Source organism: Streptomyces sp. L2 (assembly GCF_004124325.1).
Lineage (GTDB): Bacteria > Actinomycetota > Actinomycetes > Streptomycetales > Streptomycetaceae > Streptomyces.
Genome location: NZ_QBDT01000001.1, coordinates 7,532,716 through 7,547,348 on the forward strand (window position 1 = coordinate 7,532,716; position 14,633 = coordinate 7,547,348).

17 protein-coding genes are annotated in these 14,633 nt (G+C 74.0%); 10 read left to right on the top strand and 7 right to left on the bottom strand.

Annotated features, from left to right (window positions below; genetic code table 11):
* Positions 1-12: 12 nt before the first annotated feature.
* Entirely contained in the window at positions 13-501 is a 489-nt protein-coding gene (locus DBP14_RS33695) for a DUF1360 domain-containing protein (protein ID WP_129311411.1), read from the bottom strand.
* Positions 502-777: 276 nt separating this feature from the next.
* Here DBP14_RS33695 and DBP14_RS33700 point away from each other — a divergent pair, with 276 nt between their 5' ends.
* The 10 genes from DBP14_RS33700 (at position 778) to hypE (ending at position 10,754) form a co-directional block, all read left to right on the top strand.
* The gene (locus tag DBP14_RS33700; protein WP_129311412.1) at positions 778-1,305 is read left to right on the top strand and encodes a hypothetical protein; all 528 of its coding nucleotides are present in this window, start codon (positions 778-780) and stop codon (positions 1,303-1,305) included.
* 154 nt (positions 1,306-1,459) lie between these two features.
* On the top strand, positions 1,460-1,900 hold the full coding sequence (locus DBP14_RS33705) for a phage holin family protein (RefSeq protein WP_129311413.1): 441 nt from the start codon (positions 1,460-1,462) through the stop codon (positions 1,898-1,900).
* 251 nt (positions 1,901-2,151) lie between these two features.
* Entirely contained in the window at positions 2,152-2,520 is a 369-nt protein-coding gene (locus tag DBP14_RS33715) for a hypothetical protein (protein WP_129311415.1), read from the top strand.
* Positions 2,521-2,586: 66 nt separating this feature from the next.
* A complete protein-coding gene (locus DBP14_RS33720) occupies positions 2,587-4,329 on the top strand; it encodes an enoyl-CoA hydratase-related protein (RefSeq protein ID WP_129311416.1) in 1,743 nt (580 codons plus the stop codon).
* Positions 4,326-4,916 (top strand): hydrogenase maturation protease, encoded by a 591-nt coding sequence (locus tag DBP14_RS33725; RefSeq protein WP_129311417.1) that lies wholly within the window; start codon positions 4,326-4,328, stop codon positions 4,914-4,916. Before DBP14_RS33720 ends, DBP14_RS33725 begins: the two co-directional genes overlap by 4 nt.
* A gap of 73 nt (positions 4,917-4,989) precedes the next feature.
* Positions 4,990-5,787: a hydrogenase nickel incorporation protein HypB gene (gene hypB, locus DBP14_RS33730; protein WP_129311418.1), complete on the top strand. Its 798-nt coding sequence runs from the start codon at positions 4,990-4,992 to the stop codon at positions 5,785-5,787.
* Positions 5,784-8,162 carry a carbamoyltransferase HypF gene (hypF, locus tag DBP14_RS33735; RefSeq protein WP_129311419.1) on the top strand — a complete coding sequence of 793 codons (2,379 nt, stop codon included), beginning with the start codon at positions 5,784-5,786 and terminating at the stop codon, positions 8,160-8,162. The genes hypB and hypF overlap by 4 nt, the downstream gene beginning before the upstream one ends.
* A gap of 3 nt (positions 8,163-8,165) precedes the next feature.
* Positions 8,166-8,501, top strand: coding sequence for a HypC/HybG/HupF family hydrogenase formation chaperone (locus DBP14_RS33740; RefSeq protein ID WP_129311420.1), 336 nt, complete (start codon positions 8,166-8,168; stop codon positions 8,499-8,501).
* The gene (gene hypD, locus DBP14_RS33745; protein WP_129311421.1) at positions 8,498-9,640 is read left to right on the top strand and encodes a hydrogenase formation protein HypD; all 1,143 of its coding nucleotides are present in this window, start codon (positions 8,498-8,500) and stop codon (positions 9,638-9,640) included. Before DBP14_RS33740 ends, hypD begins: the two co-directional genes overlap by 4 nt.
* A gap of 124 nt (positions 9,641-9,764) precedes the next feature.
* Entirely contained in the window at positions 9,765-10,754 is a 990-nt protein-coding gene (hypE, locus tag DBP14_RS33750; protein WP_129312225.1) for a hydrogenase expression/formation protein HypE, read from the top strand.
* 50 nt (positions 10,755-10,804) lie between these two features.
* Here hypE and hypA read toward each other — a convergent pair whose 3' ends face one another.
* The 6 genes from hypA to DBP14_RS33780 are packed head-to-tail and all read right to left on the bottom strand — an operon-like array spanning position 10,805 to position 14,591.
* Positions 10,805-11,158, bottom strand: a complete 354-nt coding sequence (hypA, locus tag DBP14_RS33755) for a hydrogenase maturation nickel metallochaperone HypA (RefSeq protein WP_129311422.1) — start codon at positions 11,156-11,158, stop codon at positions 10,805-10,807.
* A gap of 7 nt (positions 11,159-11,165) precedes the next feature.
* Positions 11,166-11,357 (bottom strand): hypothetical protein, encoded by a 192-nt coding sequence (locus DBP14_RS33760; protein WP_129311423.1) that lies wholly within the window; start codon positions 11,355-11,357, stop codon positions 11,166-11,168.
* 17 nt (positions 11,358-11,374) lie between these two features.
* On the bottom strand, positions 11,375-11,581 hold the full coding sequence (locus DBP14_RS33765) for a hypothetical protein (protein ID WP_129311424.1): 207 nt from the start codon (positions 11,579-11,581) through the stop codon (positions 11,375-11,377).
* Between the two features lie 34 nt (positions 11,582-11,615).
* Positions 11,616-12,212, bottom strand: coding sequence for a DUF5947 family protein (locus tag DBP14_RS33770; RefSeq protein WP_129311425.1), 597 nt, complete (start codon positions 12,210-12,212; stop codon positions 11,616-11,618).
* Entirely contained in the window at positions 12,209-12,805 is a 597-nt protein-coding gene (locus DBP14_RS33775; RefSeq protein WP_129311426.1) for a NifU family protein, read from the bottom strand. Before DBP14_RS33775 ends, DBP14_RS33770 begins: the two co-directional genes overlap by 4 nt.
* Entirely contained in the window at positions 12,798-14,591 is a 1,794-nt protein-coding gene (locus tag DBP14_RS33780) for a nickel-dependent hydrogenase large subunit (RefSeq protein WP_129311427.1), read from the bottom strand. The genes DBP14_RS33775 and DBP14_RS33780 overlap by 8 nt, the downstream gene beginning before the upstream one ends.
* Positions 14,592-14,633: the final 42 nt, after the last annotated feature.

Genomic DNA, 14,633 nt, shown 5'->3' on the forward strand with positions numbered 1-14,633 from the left:
CTCACGCCCCGCTCAGGAGTCGGCCTGCTGGGTCCAGGTCCAGGCGTACTGCAGCCAGTCCGCGAGGGTCAGCGCGCCGAGGCCGCCGGACACCAGGCGGGTGAGCCGCGGCGAGGCCGCGTAGGAGCACACCAGGGCGCCACCCACCCAGAACGACATGCAGAACGGGCACGCCACCAGGTCACCGACCGCGCGCCGGACCCCGCTGCCGCGCGGCTCGTCCATCACCTCGCTCGCCTCACCCTCGTCCGCGCGGTGGGTGAACGGCGCCCGCAGAAAGCTCGTCACCTTGTCCTTGGCCAGCAGCCGGGACGCCTTGTAGGCGGCGGCCCCCATCAGGGCGACGTCCCACGGCGGCACCGCTTCGGGCAACCGCACGCCCCGGCGCCGGGCCACAGCGGTGAACGCGCCGACACCCGCGCCGAACACCGAGACGAGAGCGGCGTACTCCGCGAGGGGGACATCGCCCTGGTCGTCGTACCGTACGGCGTCCGTCGTCATGGGACCTCCAGAGGTGGTGCTGCGAAGCTGCTGATCGGCTGCGCGCCGAGTTCCCCGGCACGATCACGCCCACACCCGGCCCCGCCCCCGCACCCCCTCCCTCGCTCGGCGCCGCCCCCCACTCGTCGCGCACCGTCCGGTCGTGGCCGAGACCACATATGACCGTGGCCGAGACCACATATGACGTACCTCCCAGCCGCCCCCTGCGCCGCGGGACCAGCGGCTACCGTGTCGTCGAGCCCCCCATTCCCCGTATGCGACTCGGACGGCCCGGCAGTGCTCTCAGATCTGTCCCCCCTCATAGCCGCGACGACCCGCTGGCTGACCGGCGCCTACCCGGCCGGCGGCGGCGCCCTGGCCTCCGCCCTGTGCGAGGTGCAGGCCCGGCAGGCCGTCACGGTCGCCGCCTGGCTGCGCTACCCGACCGAGATCGACGCGGCCCTGGTCACCATGGCCGGACCCGGTGGCTCCGGCCGCCTCGACTGGATCACCGGTGCCGAGCAGTCCGCCGAGACACCGGTGGCGGAGTGGGCCTGGCGCACCTGGGTCGACGAGGTCGTCGCCAGCTGGGCGGCCGCCCTGCTGAGCGACCCGGAACTGGCCGGCCTGGCCGTCGACGCGCTCGCCCACGGTGAGCACGCCGGGCACACGCCCGTGGAGTTCAGGCGCCTGCTCACCCCCGACGACAGCGACCGGACCGCCGCCGCGCTGCTGCGCCACCCCGACCTGGTCGCCCCGGTGGCCGGTCTCCACCACGCCCAGCTCCGGGACCGCCTCGACCCGGGCCGCGCCCTCGCCGCCTGACGGGCACGGCACCCCCACCGCCCCCACGTCCCCGGCCACGCGCATCGGTGCCGCGCCGGTGTCGGACGAGTCGGCCGGGGTACTGCGGAGCTGATCGGGGACGCCCGCCGCAACCGTGGCGGCACCCCGCGGCACGGCAGGCGAGGAGAAGGCCGTGCGCACCCGAGGTGAGAACGCGGCGTCGGCCGGTGGCGGCATGCAGGACGCGGCCGCCCGGCTGGCGCAGGACACCACCGAACTGGCCCGCCAGGAGATCAGGGCGGTCCAGGAGGAGGTCATGACCGCGCTCAAGCGGTTCGGCGCGGGCGATGCCCTGCTCGCCGGGGCCGGCACCTGCGGTGTGCTCGCGCTCTGGGCCGCGCACGAGACCCTGCTGCGCGGCATGGAGTCGCTCCTGCCCAGGGGCCCGGCAGCGGCCCTGCTGACCTGCACGTACGCCGCCGCGGCCGTCGGCATGGGCCTCGCCGCGCGCGGCCGGGTCCGCTCCGCCGCCCAGGCCACCGCCGGAGCCCTCGACAAGGAGGCCGGACACCTGGAGCGGCAGCAGGAACGGACGGCCACCGAGGACGGGACCCCGGACGCCCCGGAGACCTAGGGTCTCTCGACCGGATCACGCCGGGCGCAACGCGAACCCCGACCCCAGCCCCGACCCAGCCCTGCCCTGCCCGAGCCCCCCCGGCCCGCCCTGCCCGAGCCCCCCCGGCCCTGGCCACCCCGAGCCCCCGGCCCGCCCGAGCCCCCGGCCCGCCCGAGCCCCGGCCCGCCCGAGCCCCACGCCCCCGACCCGATCCCCCCACCCGCCCCCCTCCCGCCGCATGGAGCCCTCCGCGGGGTAAGCCTCGGCGCATGACGTTCAAGAACCCCGTCCACCGCGGTGGCCCGAACCGCAGCCGGTTCGACCAGTTCGCCGAATACGCGTCCAACTTCACCAGCTCGCCGCTGTTCTTCGGCTTCTGCCTGCTCCTCGTCGGCTTCTTCATCGCCACCCACGCCGCCCACCTCACCGTGGAGCTGCTGCTCCTCGCCGGCGAGTGCATGACCGCCGTGACCCTGCTGCTCCTCGCCCTGCTGAAGAACGCCGAGATGCGGGCCGAACACGCCATCCAGCGCAAGCTCGACGCCATCGCCGGCGCCCTCCTGGAAGCCCACAAGGACGATCGCGGCCAGGCCTTCGAGGACCTGCGCAATGCGATCCGGATGGAGGAAGAGACCTGACCGGGGCGGGCGAAACGCCGCACAGGTCCTTCACGGACCCCGGGGAAGGGACGACCATGCCCGGTCATGGACATTCTCCTCGTCGCGAGCGCGTTCAACAGCCTCTCCCAGCGGATCTACGCCGAACTGACCGACCAGGGCCACCGGGTGGACGTCGTCCTCGCCACCCACGGCGCCGACCCGGTCCGCGCCGCCGTCCGTGAACACCGGCCGGAACTGATCGTCGCGCCGATGCTGAAGACCGCCGTGCCCGAGGACGTCTGGCGGGAGCACACCTGCCTGATCGTGCACCCGGGACCGGCCGGCGACCGCGGCCCCTCCTCGCTCGACTGGGCCGTCGCCGAGCAGGCCACGCACTGGGGCGTGACGGTGCTCCAGGCCGAGGCGGGCATGGACGCGGGGGACATCTGGGCGTCCGAGCCGTTCGCCGTGGCGGCCGTCGGCAAGAGCGACCTGTACCGCAACGAGGCGTCCGACGCCGCCGCGAAGGCCGTCCTGGAGGCGGTACGGCGCTACGCCGACGGCTCCCACAAGCCCCGCCCGCAGACCGCGGACTCCGTGCACGTGGTGTGGCGGGACTTCTTCCGCCAGGAGCGCCGCCGCATCGACTGGGAGCGCGACACCACCGACACCGTCGTGCGCAAACTCCGCGGCGCCGACTCCCAGCCGGGGATCCGCGACGAGGTCCTCGGCCGGGAGATGTTCCTGCACGGCGGTCACCCCGAGGACGAACTGCGCGGCCGCCCCGGGGAACTCCTCGCCACCCGGAACGGGGCGGTCTGCCGGGCCACCCGCGACGGCGCAGTATGGATCCCCGAACTGCGCCCCCGCAAGAACTCCGGCGACCCGGCACCGTTCCGCCGCCCCGCCGCGTCCGTCCTCGCCTCCCTCGTCGACGACGGCGAGAACGGCGAGCACAGCGAGCACGGCGGCCTCGGCCTGCCGGAATCCCGCGTGCCCCTCGAACTGCCCCCCGGCCGCCGCACCTGGAGCGACATCCGCTACCGGCAGTCCGGCACCACCGGCTTCCTGACCTTCTCCTTCCCCGGCGGCGCCATGAGCACCGACCAGTGCCGCCGCCTGCTCGCCGCCTACGAGTACGCCCTCACCCGCCCCACCTCGGTCCTGGTCCTCGGCGCGGCCCGCGACTTCTTCTCCAACGGCATCCACCTCAACGTCATCGAGGCCGCCGCCGACCCCGCCGAGGAGTCCTGGACGAACCTCAACGCCATGGACGACCTCGTCGAGGCCGTGCTGCGCACCACCGACCGGCTGGTCGTGGCCGCGCTCGCCGGCAACGCGGCCGCCGGCGGCGCCATGCTCGCCCTCGCCGCGGACGAGGTGTGGAGCCGCACGGGCACCGTCCTCAACCCGCACTACCGGCGGATGGGCCTGTACGGCTCCGAGTTCTGGACGTACTCGCTGCCGCGTCGCGTCGGCGCGGACACGGCCCGCCGGCTCACCACCGAGGCCCTGCCGGTGAGCGCGGCCACCGCCGGACACCTGGGCCTGGCGGACCGGCTCGTGCCCGCCGCCCCGGGGGACTTCGCCGCAGAGGTCGAACACCTGGCCGACGCCCTCGCCGCCGACCCGGACCTTCCCCGCCGGATCGCCGTCAAGGCCGCGGCCCGCCGCTCCGACGAGGAGGTACGGCCGCTCGCCGAGTACCGGCGCGACGAACTCGCCCGCATGCACGCCATCTTCTTCGACCCCGAGGCGCCCTACCACGCCCTGCGCTCCGCGTTCGTCCGCAAGACGCCGGCCGGATCCGTACGGCCCCTGGCACCGGCCGGCGGAGACCCGCGTTGACCCGCTCGCAGGGGCGGCTGCTGGTCGCGGGCGTCGGCAACATCTTCCTCGGGGACGACGCGTTCGGCCCCGAGGTGATCCGCGCCCTCGACCGGCGCCCGCTCCCGCCCGAGGTGCTCGTCCGGGACTACGGCATCCGCGGCATGGACCTCGCCTACGCCCTGCTGGGCGGCTGCGCCACCGCCGTCCTGGTCGACGCCGCCCCGCGCGGACACCGTCCCGGCACCCTGTCCCTGATCGAGGCGGAACCCCCCGACGGCACGGTGGTGCCCGAGGCGCACGGCATGGACCCGGAGAAGGTCCTCGCGCTCGCCACCCACCTCGGCGACGAGCCGCTGCCCCGGGTCCTCGTCCTCGCCTGCGAACCCGAGGCGCTGCCCCGGGGCGACCAGGACATCCTCCCCGGGCTCACCGCGACCGTCCGGGAAGCCGTCGACGGGGCCGTGGAGGCGCTGCACCTGCTGGTCCCGGCGCTGCTGGCCGACCCGGCCGCGCCCGCGCCGCCGTTGGGCCGCCCGATGGAATCAGGGCCCCCGCCCACGGCAGCGCTGCGGGGCCCGGCGTCCGGCGGACCCGAAGATCGGTGAGGACCCCGGGCCGTGGACGCCACGGCCCGGGACCCGCGCCCGTTCTCGCGCCCGACCCCGAGGAGCAGCGCCCATGTGCCGGTCCGACGTCACCCGAGCCGTCCTGGCGAAGAACGACGACCTGGCCGCGCGGCTGCGCGGCGAACTGACCGGGCGGGGCGTCACCGTGGTGAACCTGCTGTCCAGCCCCGGCAGCGGCAAGACCGAGCTCCTCGGCCGGGTCCTGGCCCGGGCGGGGGAGCGCGGGGTCCCGGTGGCCGCGCTCACCGCCGACCTGGCGACCGAGAACGACGCCGTCCGGCTGGCCCGTTCGGGAGCACCGGTCCAGCAGGTCCTCACCGACGGGCTCTGCCACCTGGAGGCCCGTCAGGTCCGCGCCCGCCTGGACGGCTGGCTCCCGGACGACACCGCCGTGCTGTTCGTCGAGAACGTCGGCAACCTCGTCTGCCCCGCGTCGTACGACCTCGGCGAGACCCTGCGGATCGTCCTCATGGCCGTCACCGAGGGCGAGGACAAGCCGCTGAAGTACCCGACGGCGTTCGGCTCCGCCCACCTCGTCGTGATCACCAAGACCGACCTGGCCGGCCCGGCCGGCTTCGACGAGGCCGCCTTCCGGGCGCACGTCGAGCGGGTCAACCCGGGCGTGGAGGTCGTACGGTCCTGCGCCCGCACCGGCGACGGTGTCGACACCCTCCTCGAACACGCCCTCGCCGCCCGCACCGGCACCCCGGCCCACCACCCCCCACTCGCCCCGCACCCGCACAGCCACGACCACTCGGGCACCTCACACGATCACGGCGCCCCGCACGACCACGGCCACGACCACGCGGGCGCCCCGCAGGGCCACGGCCACCACGCCACCGTCTCGTGACGGCCCCCGTCACCGGCCGGCTCCGCCGGCGGGTCGCCGTGCGCGGCACCGTGCAGGGCGTCGGCTTCCGGCCCTACGTGCACCGGCTGGCCGTCGATCTCGCGCTCGCCGGATTCGTCGGCAACACCGCGAACGGCGTCCTCATCGAGGTGGAGGGCCCGGCCGACGACGTCGAGCGGTTCTGCGCGCTGCTGCCCGAGCAGGCACCCCCGCTGGCCTCGGTCACCGACGTGGGCTGGGAGGACCTGCCCGCCACCGGCACCGCCGACCCGTTCACCATCCGCTCCACCGACCGCTCCACGGGCCGCACCCAGCTCCCGCCCGACACCGCGACCTGCGCCGACTGCCTTCGCGAACTGGCGGACCCGGCCGACCGCCGCCACCGCCACCCCTTCCTCACCTGCACCCACTGCGGGCCCCGCTTCACCATCGCCACCGCGATGCCCTACGACCGCTCGGCCACCACCATGGCCGGCTTCCCGATGTGCCCGGCCTGCGCGAAGGAGTACGGCGATCCCGGCGACCGGCGCTTCCACGCCCAGCCCGTCGCCTGCCCCGACTGCGGCCCCCGGCTGAGCCTGATCCCGGCCGACGGCACCGGCGTACGGCCCGCCCGGGACGCCGAAGCCCTGGCCCGCGCCCGCGAACTCCTCGCCGCCGGACGGATCGTCGCCGTCAAGGGCGTCGGCGGCTACCACCTGGCCTGCGACGCCTCCGACCCGCGCGCCGTGGCCGCTCTGCGCGACCGCAAGGAACGCGGCGGCAAGGCCTTCGCCGTGATGTGCGCCGACCTCGCCACCACCGAACGGATCGCGGTCGTCTCCGCCGCCGAACGGGCCGAACTCACCAGCGCCCGGCGCCCCATCGTGCTGCTGCGCCGCCGCACCCCCGCCGACGGCCTCCACCTCGCCGACCAGGTGTGCCCGGGCAGTCCGCACGTCGGCGTGATGCTGCCGTACACCCCCGTCCACACCCTGCTGTTCGGGCTGCCCGGCGACCCGCCCGGCCCCCGGGCGCTGGTCATGACCAGCGGCAACCGCTCCGGCGAGCCCATCGTCACCGACGACGAGGAGGCCCTGACCCGGCTCGGCGGACTGGCCGACGCCTGGCTCGCCCACGACCGGCCCATCGCCTCCCCCTGCGATGACTCCCTGCTGCGGGTCCGCGCCGACGGCACCGCACAGGTGCTGCGCCGCTCGCGCGGGTACGTCCCCCGACCCCTGACCCTGCCCGTGCCGGTGCGCCCCGCGCTCGCGGTCGGCGGCGACCTGAAGAACGTGCCCTGCCTGGGGGAGGGCGAACTCGCCTGGTTCGGCCCGCACATCGGGGACATGGGCGACCTGGCCACCCTCGAAGCCGCCCGGCGCGCCGAGGACCGGCTCACCCGGCTCACCGGCGTCACACCCCGCCTGGTGGCCGGCGACCGGCACCCCGGCTACCACTCCACCGGCTGGGCGCGCCGCCGCGCCTCCGAACTGCCCGGCGGAACACCCAGGCTGGTCCAGCACCACCACGCCCACATCGCCTCCGCGATGGCCGAGCACGGCCTCGACGGCACCACACGCGTCATCGGCGTCGCCTTCGACGGCACCGGCTACGGCGACGACGGCACCGTCTGGGGCGGCGAAGTCCTGCTCGCCGACTACACCGGCTACCGGCGCTTCGCCCGGCTCAGCCCCGCCCCGCTGCCCGGCGGGGACGCGGGCGTCGCCAACCCCCGCCGGCTCGCCCTGGCCCGGCTGTGGGCGGCCGGACTGCCCTGGGACCCGCACCTGCCCAGCGTCACCGCCTGCACCGAAGCCGAACGCGCCCTACTCGCCCGCCAGTTGGAGCGGAACCTGGCCTGTGTGCCGACCTCCAGCATGGGCCGCCTCTTCGACGCCGTGTCCTCCCTCGTCGGCGTGTGCCACCGGGCCGGCTACGAGGCGCAGGCGGCGATGGAGCTGGAGGCGGCGGCCACGGGGGCCCGGGACGCGGACGCGCGGGCATACCCCTTCGACTGCGTACCCGGCCGGGGCACCCTGGCGAACGGCTGGGACATCGACCCGGCGCCCCTCCTCCAAGCGCTCCTCGCCGACCGGCGCCGGGGCACCCCCGCCCCCGTCCTCGCCGCCCGCTTCCACCGGGGCGTGGCAGGCGCCGTCGCCGAGATCTGCGGGCACGCGCGTGCGGCCACCGGCCTGACGACCGTGGCCCTCACCGGCGGAGTCTTCGCAAACAGCCTGCTGGAGGAGATGAGCGCCACCCGGCTCGCCGCGGACGGCTTCACCGTCCTGAGGCACGGCGAGGTCCCGCCGAACGACGGCGGGCTGGCGCTCGGACAGCTCATGGTCGCGGCCACCGGCGGACCAGCAACCCACCACGAGACGGAGTGACCCATGTGTCTGGCAGTGCCCGGCAAGGTCGTCGCCATCGACGAGGACGCCGACCCCCGCACCGGGCTGGTCGACTTCGGCGGCGTCAGCAAACAGGCGTGCCTGGAATACCTGCCCGATGTGCGGGTGGGGGAGTACGTCATCGTCCACGTCGGCTTCGCCCTGCAACGCCTGGACGAGGAGTCGGCCCGGGCGTCCCTGCAGCTCTTCGAGCAACTGGGGCTCCTGGAGGAGGAGTTCGGCGACGCCTGGCAGCAGGCGGCACAGCAGGCCGGGAGCGGCGCCCCGCACGCCCCCGTGGCCGCGGAGCGCGGGGAGAGCGGAGTTGAGATCCGGTGAAGTACATCGACGAGTTCAACGACCCCGGCCTGGCCCGGCGGCTGCTGGACGAGATCCGCGCCACGGTCACCCGGCCGTGGGCGCTGATGGAGGTCTGCGGCGGCCAGACGCACTCCATCATCCGGCACGGCATCGACCAGCTGCTGCCCGAGGAAGTGGAGTTGATCCACGGACCGGGCTGTCCGGTGTGCGTCACCCCGCTCGACGTCATCGACAAGGCCCTGGAGATCGCCGCACGCCCCGACGTGATCTTCTGCTCCTTCGGTGACATGCTGCGCGTGCCCGGCACCGACCGGGACCTCTTCCGCGTCAAGGGCGAGGGCGGCGACGTACGCGTCGTGTACTCCCCGCTCGACGCCCTCGACCTGGCCCGCAAGAACCCGGACCGGCAGGTCGTGTTCTTCGCGATCGGCTTCGAGACGACCGCCCCGGCCAACGCCATGGCCGTCCACCAGGCCCGCCGGCTCGGCCTGGACAACTTCAGCCTGCTGGTCTCCCACGTCCGGGTCCCCCCGGCGATCGAGGCCATCATGACCGCGCCCAGCTGCCGGGTGCAGGGCTTCCTCGCCGCCGGGCACGTGTGCAGCGTGATGGGCACCGCCGAGTACCCGGAGCTGGCCGCCGAGCACCGGGTGCCGATCGTCGTGACCGGCTTCGAGCCGCTGGACATCCTCGAAGGCATCCGGCGCGCCGTCCACCAGCTGGAGCGCGGCGAGCACCGGGTGGACAACGCCTACCCGCGCGCCGTCTGCGACCAGGGCAACCCGGCGGCGCTGCGCATGCTGGAGGAGGTGTTCGAGGTCGCCGACCGCAACTGGCGGGGCATTGGCCCGATCCCGGCCAGCGGCTGGCGGCTCAGCGACGCCTACCGCGCCTACGACGCCGAACACCGCTTCGACGTCGCCGGGATCCGCACGGAGGAACCCGCCGTGTGCCGGGCCGGTGAGGTCCTGCAGGGTCTGATCAAGCCGACCGAGTGCGAGGCGTTCGGCAAGGCCTGCACCCCGCGCACCCCGCTCGGCGCCACCATGGTCTCCAGCGAGGGCGCCTGCGCCGCCTACTACCTGTACCGCCGGATGAACAGCCCGGCCCCCCAGGGATCCCGCGTCCCGCAGGAGGAGATGAACCCCGTTGGCTGACCTCGCCACCCCCACGACCGCCACCCCCGTGACGGCCACCCCCGCGACCGCCGTGCCCGACACGGCCGTCGACCCCACGAACTGGACCTGCCCGGCCCCCCTGCGCGACCAGCCCGTCGTCGTGATGGGCCACGGCGGAGGCGGCGCCCTGTCCGCCGAACTCGTCGACCAGGTCTTCGCCCCCGCCTATGGCAACCCCACCCTCGCCGGACTCGCCGACTCCGCCGTCCTGGACCTGGCCGGCGCCCGGCTCGCCTTCTCCACCGACTCCTACGTCGTACGGCCGCTGTTCTTCCCCGGCGGCAGCCTGGGCGACCTCGCGGTCAACGGCACCGTCAACGACCTCGCGATGAGCGGGGCCCGGCCCGCCTACCTCTCCACCGCGTTCATCCTGGAGGAGGGCGTCGAGATCGCCCTCGTCGAACGCGTCGCCCGCGCCCTCGGCACGGCGGCCACCGCGGCCGGCGTCACCGTCGCCACCGGTGACACCAAGGTGGTCGAGTCCGGCCACGGCGACGGCGTGTACGTCACCACCGCCGGCGTCGGCGTCGTCCCCGACGGCGTCGACATCCGCCCGCAGCGGGCCCGGCCCGGCGACGCCGTCATCGTGAGCGGGCCCATCGGGCTGCACGGCGTGGCCATCATGAGCGTCCGCGAGGGCCTGGAGTTCGACGTGGAGATCGCCTCCGACACCGCGCCCCTGGCCGGACTGGTCGCCACCATGCTGGAGGTCACCCCGGACATCCACGTCCTGCGCGACCCCACCCGGGGCGGGCTGGCGGCCTCCCTGAACGAGATCGCCCGCGCCTCCGGCACCGGCGTCCGGCTCAACGAGCGCGCCATCCCGGTGCCCGAGGAGGTCGCCAACGCCTGCGGCTTCCTCGGCCTGGACCCGCTGTACGTCGCCAACGAGGGCCGGCTCGTCGCCTTCGTCCCGCCCGAGCAGGCCGAGGCCGTGCTGGCGGCGATGCACACCCACCCGCACGGCACCGGCGCGGTGGTTGTCGGCCGGTGCGTGGAGGACCACCCGGGCATGGTCGTCGTCGCCACCGGCCTCGGCGGCACCCGCGTGGTGGACCTGCCGCTGGGGGAGCAACTGCCCCGCATCTGCTGACCTCTGGTGCGCACGGAAGCCGGCCCCGCCCTCAGGGCGGGGCCGGCCCGTCATGCTCGGGCGGCCGCCTCGACGCCGGTGATCTCCAGCTCCCGGCCGCTGCGCAGATCCCGCGACGGCCGGTCGCACGCCGGGCACCAGAAGAACGGCGGCATGCCCACCGCGAACTCCTCGGCGCAACGGTCGCACCAGGCCAGCGCGGGCACCTGCTCGACGACCAGGCAGGCCGCCGCGAGCGCGGTGCCGTCGCGGACCACCTCGAAGGCGAACCGCAGCGCGTCGGGCACCACCCCGGACAGCTCACCGACCCGGACGGTCACCGACGACACGTCGCCGGTCCCGTCCGCGCGGGCCATCTCCCCGGCCTGCTCCACGATGGCGCTCGCGATCGACACCTCGTGCACGGCCGGCTCAGGGATAGCGGCGGGCCGCGCGCAGCCCCCCGGTCAGCCGGTAGATCTTCAGCTCCCGGGTGATACCGGGGAGTTCCTTCACGAACAGGGCCACCCCCAGGCAGCCCAGCACCACGGCCTGCGCGGCGAGCACCTGGCGTCCGGACACGCGGCGTGCCGCTCTCCCGCGTCGTCGGAGGAACTTCGTCACGATCATTTCCTGCCCTCTCATCCCGGCGAGATGTTCGGCATGGCCTTCAGCAGGGCGTCATGCCGCTTCCAGTGGATCCCCGTGGAACGGCGCGCGTCGGAGGTGCCGTCCTCGTGGTGCCCGGGCTGATCGCCGTACGGGCCCTTGTTGCCCTGGTGCAGTCCGCGCACATGGGTGGGCGTGTCGGGCCTGGCCTCGGCCTGGCCCACTCGGATGCTCCCCATGGTGCTCTCCTTCCTGGTGTCCCCGAGGCCGGTGTCACGACCGCTCGGTGAGCGCCGTGAAGAACTCCTCGACGGCCGGCCAGACCCGGCCGCCGCCGGACAGGCCCCGCCACTCCCGGCGGACGAGGGCGACCATCCGGTAGCAGTCGTCGACGGGGACGATCCAGTGCTCGTCGAGGCCCCGCACGGTGTTCACGAGCAGCGCCTCCACATCAAGTGTCACCGAGGCGAGCGGCGGACACCTCTCGGCGAGCCGCCGCCAGGCGGCCGCGTCCACCTCCCAGCGCATGGCCCCGGCCGGGCTCGGCCCCTGCGCGGTGACCGTGCCGTCGGAGCGGGGCACGAAGAACACCAGCCCGACGGGCACGCCCAGCAGACCGGTGTCGACCGGTGGCAGCCTGACCCGGCGGCGCGGGACGAGCTTGTAGCGCCCCTCGCCCGCCCCTCCGTCGGCGAACAGCACCGAGCACGGGCGGCACACGCACCTGACCTCGGCGACCGCCGTCTCCAGCAGGTGCGGATGTTCCCCGGCCACCGGTGCGGCGCACAGCTCGCACACCTCGGCCGCGGCCGCCGCCGACTGCTCGGCGGCGGAGCGGATGACCCGGGCCAGCGCCCCGCCGGACGTCACCGGGTCTCCTGCGGCTGCGGCTGCGGCGCGGCCCGGCGCTTGATCGTGGCCAGCGGCACGAACGCGGGCGCGGCCCGCCGCTCGCCGCCGTCCGGCACCGGCTCCACGCCCTCCAGCTCGGGAGCCACGGCCAGCACCGCGGCGCGGACGGCGTCGGTGACGTCGGACGAACCACCGCCGCACCCCGAACCGCAGCCGCCGCCCGACTTCACCCGCACCCGGGCCACGGTGCCGTCCACGCCGGCCCACTCCACGTCACCGCCGCGCTCGCGCACGGCGGGCCGCAGCCTCTCGACCGCGCGGGCGGCCCGGCGCTCCACCGGCTCGGGATGGACGCCGTGCAGCACCAGCAGGTGCGCCAGCAGCTCGTCGTCCGCGAGCGCCTCGCACAGTGTCTCGTCGGCGCGGTCCACGACCCGGGCGAGCGCCTCGCCGTACACCTCGGTGAGCAGCCGTACGGCCTCCAGCGCGTCCCGGGCGGCCGGGCCGGGCGCGGACTCCAGCCGCTCCAGGCCCTCGTCGAGCCGGGCGAGCCGCGCCTCCACGGCCCGGTCCGGCAGGCGTACGGCGGCCTGGACGTCGTCGTCAGCCATGGTTGGCCCCGTACGTCGGCGAGTGCACGGTCGACAGCGTCTTGCCCTTGCCCATGTACATGTGCACGCCGCACGGCAGGCAGGGGTCGAAGCTGCGCACCGTGCGCATGATGTCGACGCCCTTGAAGTCGTCGGGCCCGTTCTCCTCGAAGATGGGCTGCCCCTGCACCGCGTCCTCGTACGGGCCGGGCGTGCCGTAGATGTCGCGGGGGCTGGCGTTCCACGGGGTCGGCGGGTACGGGTGGTAGTTGGCGATCTTCTTGTCGCGGATCACCAGGTGGTGGGAGAGGACACCGCGGACCGCCTCGTGGAAGCCGCAGCCGATCGCCTCGTCGGGCACCTCGAAGTTCTCGAACACCTTGGTCTCGCCGGCCCGCAGCAGCCCCATCGCCTCCTCCAGGAACTGCAGGGCCATCGCGGCGGCGTAGGCCACGAAGTACGGCCGGGCGCGGTCCCGTTCGATGGTGTTGCTCCACTTCGGGATGTGCCACTCCAGCGTGGTCTCCGGGAGCTGGTCGCCCTTGGGCAGCGAGATCCGCACGCTGCTGCCGGTCGCCTTGATGTACGGCGTGTCGACCAGGCCGCTCAGTGCCGTCGACCAGAGCCGGGCCAGCGGGCCGCCGCCGGTGTCCAGCGCCAGGTGCTCGCCGGTCTGCTGGTGGAACCAGCGCGGACTCATCACCCAGCTGTAGTTGCCGTCGAACTCCCGCTTCTGCGGCACCGGGACCGTCGTCTGGTTCCACGGGTGGCGCATGTCGACCGGGTTGCCGAGCGGGTCGTGCGTGACGAACGGCTGCTCGTTGACCCAGTCCTCGTAGAAGGAGCTGCCCAGCATGATCCGCAGCCCCAGGTTGATGTCGATCAGGTTGTTGGTGACCAGCTTGCCGTCGACGACGATGCCCGGGGTGACGTACATCGCCTTGCCCCACTCGTTCATCGACTGGTAGCGGTAGTCGACGACGTCCGGGTTCTGCCAGGCGCCCCAGCAGCCCAGCAGGACACGGCGCTTGCCGACCTCCTCGTAGCCGGGCAGCGCCTCGTAGAAGAAGTCGAAGACGTCGTCGTTCATCGCCACCGCCTTCTTGATGAAGTCGATGACGCGCATCAGCCGGCTGAGGTAGTCGGTGAACGTGTTGGGCTGCGGCATCGTGCCGACCCCGCCCGGGTACAGCGTGGACGGGTGGACGTGCCGCCCCTCCATCAGGCAGAACATCTCCCGGGTGACCCGGCTGACCTTCAGCGCCTCCTTGTAGACCTCGCCCTCGAAGGGGTTGAAGGCCTTCATGATGTCGGCGATGGTCCGGTAGCCGTGCACGTCACCGCGGGGCGCGGCGGTCTGCTCGGCGCGGGCCAGGACACCGGGGTTGGTGGCCTTGACCATCGCCTCGCAGAAGTCCACGAACACCAGGTTGTCCTGGAAGATCGTGTGGTCGAACATGTACTCGGCGGCCTCGCCGAGGTTGGTGATGTGCTCGGCCATCCGCGGCGGCTTCACGCCGTAGGCCATCTGCTGGGCGTAGTTGGAGCAGGTGGTGTGGTTGTCGCCGCAGATGCCGCAGATGCGGGACGTGATGAATCCGGCGTCGCGCGGGTCCTTGCCCTTCATGAACACGGAGTAGCCGCGGAACAGCGAGGAGGTGCTGTGGCACTCCACCACTTCCCGGTTGGCGAAGTCGATCTTCGTGTAGATGCCCAGGTTGCCGATGATGCGGGTGATCGGGTCCCAGGACATGTCCACGATCTGGGCGGGTTTGCGATCCGTCGTCCGGGAGTCGGTGGTCGTCATCTGCGGTACTGCCCCTCGCTGTTCGGGTCGTGCGGGCTGGTG

Bases quoted from the DNA above. Each gene is read 5' to 3' on its own strand.
- DBP14_RS33695 (WP_129311411.1), bottom strand. From the start codon at position 501: ATGACGACGGACGCCGTACGGTACGACGACCAGGGCGATGTCCCCCTC.
- DBP14_RS33715 (WP_129311415.1), top strand. From the start codon at position 2,152: ATGACGTTCAAGAACCCCGTCCACCGCGGTGGCCCGAACCGCAGCCGG.
- DBP14_RS33720 (WP_129311416.1), top strand. From the start codon at position 2,587: ATGGACATTCTCCTCGTCGCGAGCGCGTTCAACAGCCTCTCCCAGCGG.
- hypB (WP_129311418.1), top strand. From the start codon at position 4,990: ATGTGCCGGTCCGACGTCACCCGAGCCGTCCTGGCGAAGAACGACGAC.
- DBP14_RS33740 (WP_129311420.1), top strand. From the start codon at position 8,166: ATGTGTCTGGCAGTGCCCGGCAAGGTCGTCGCCATCGACGAGGACGCC.
- hypE (WP_129312225.1), top strand. From the start codon at position 9,765: ATGGGCCACGGCGGAGGCGGCGCCCTGTCCGCCGAACTCGTCGACCAG.
- DBP14_RS33765 (WP_129311424.1), bottom strand. From the start codon at position 11,581: ATGGGGAGCATCCGAGTGGGCCAGGCCGAGGCCAGGCCCGACACGCCC.
- DBP14_RS33775 (WP_129311426.1), bottom strand. From the start codon at position 12,805: ATGGCTGACGACGACGTCCAGGCCGCCGTACGCCTGCCGGACCGGGCC.
- DBP14_RS33780 (WP_129311427.1), bottom strand. From the start codon at position 14,591: ATGACGACCACCGACTCCCGGACGACGGATCGCAAACCCGCCCAGATC.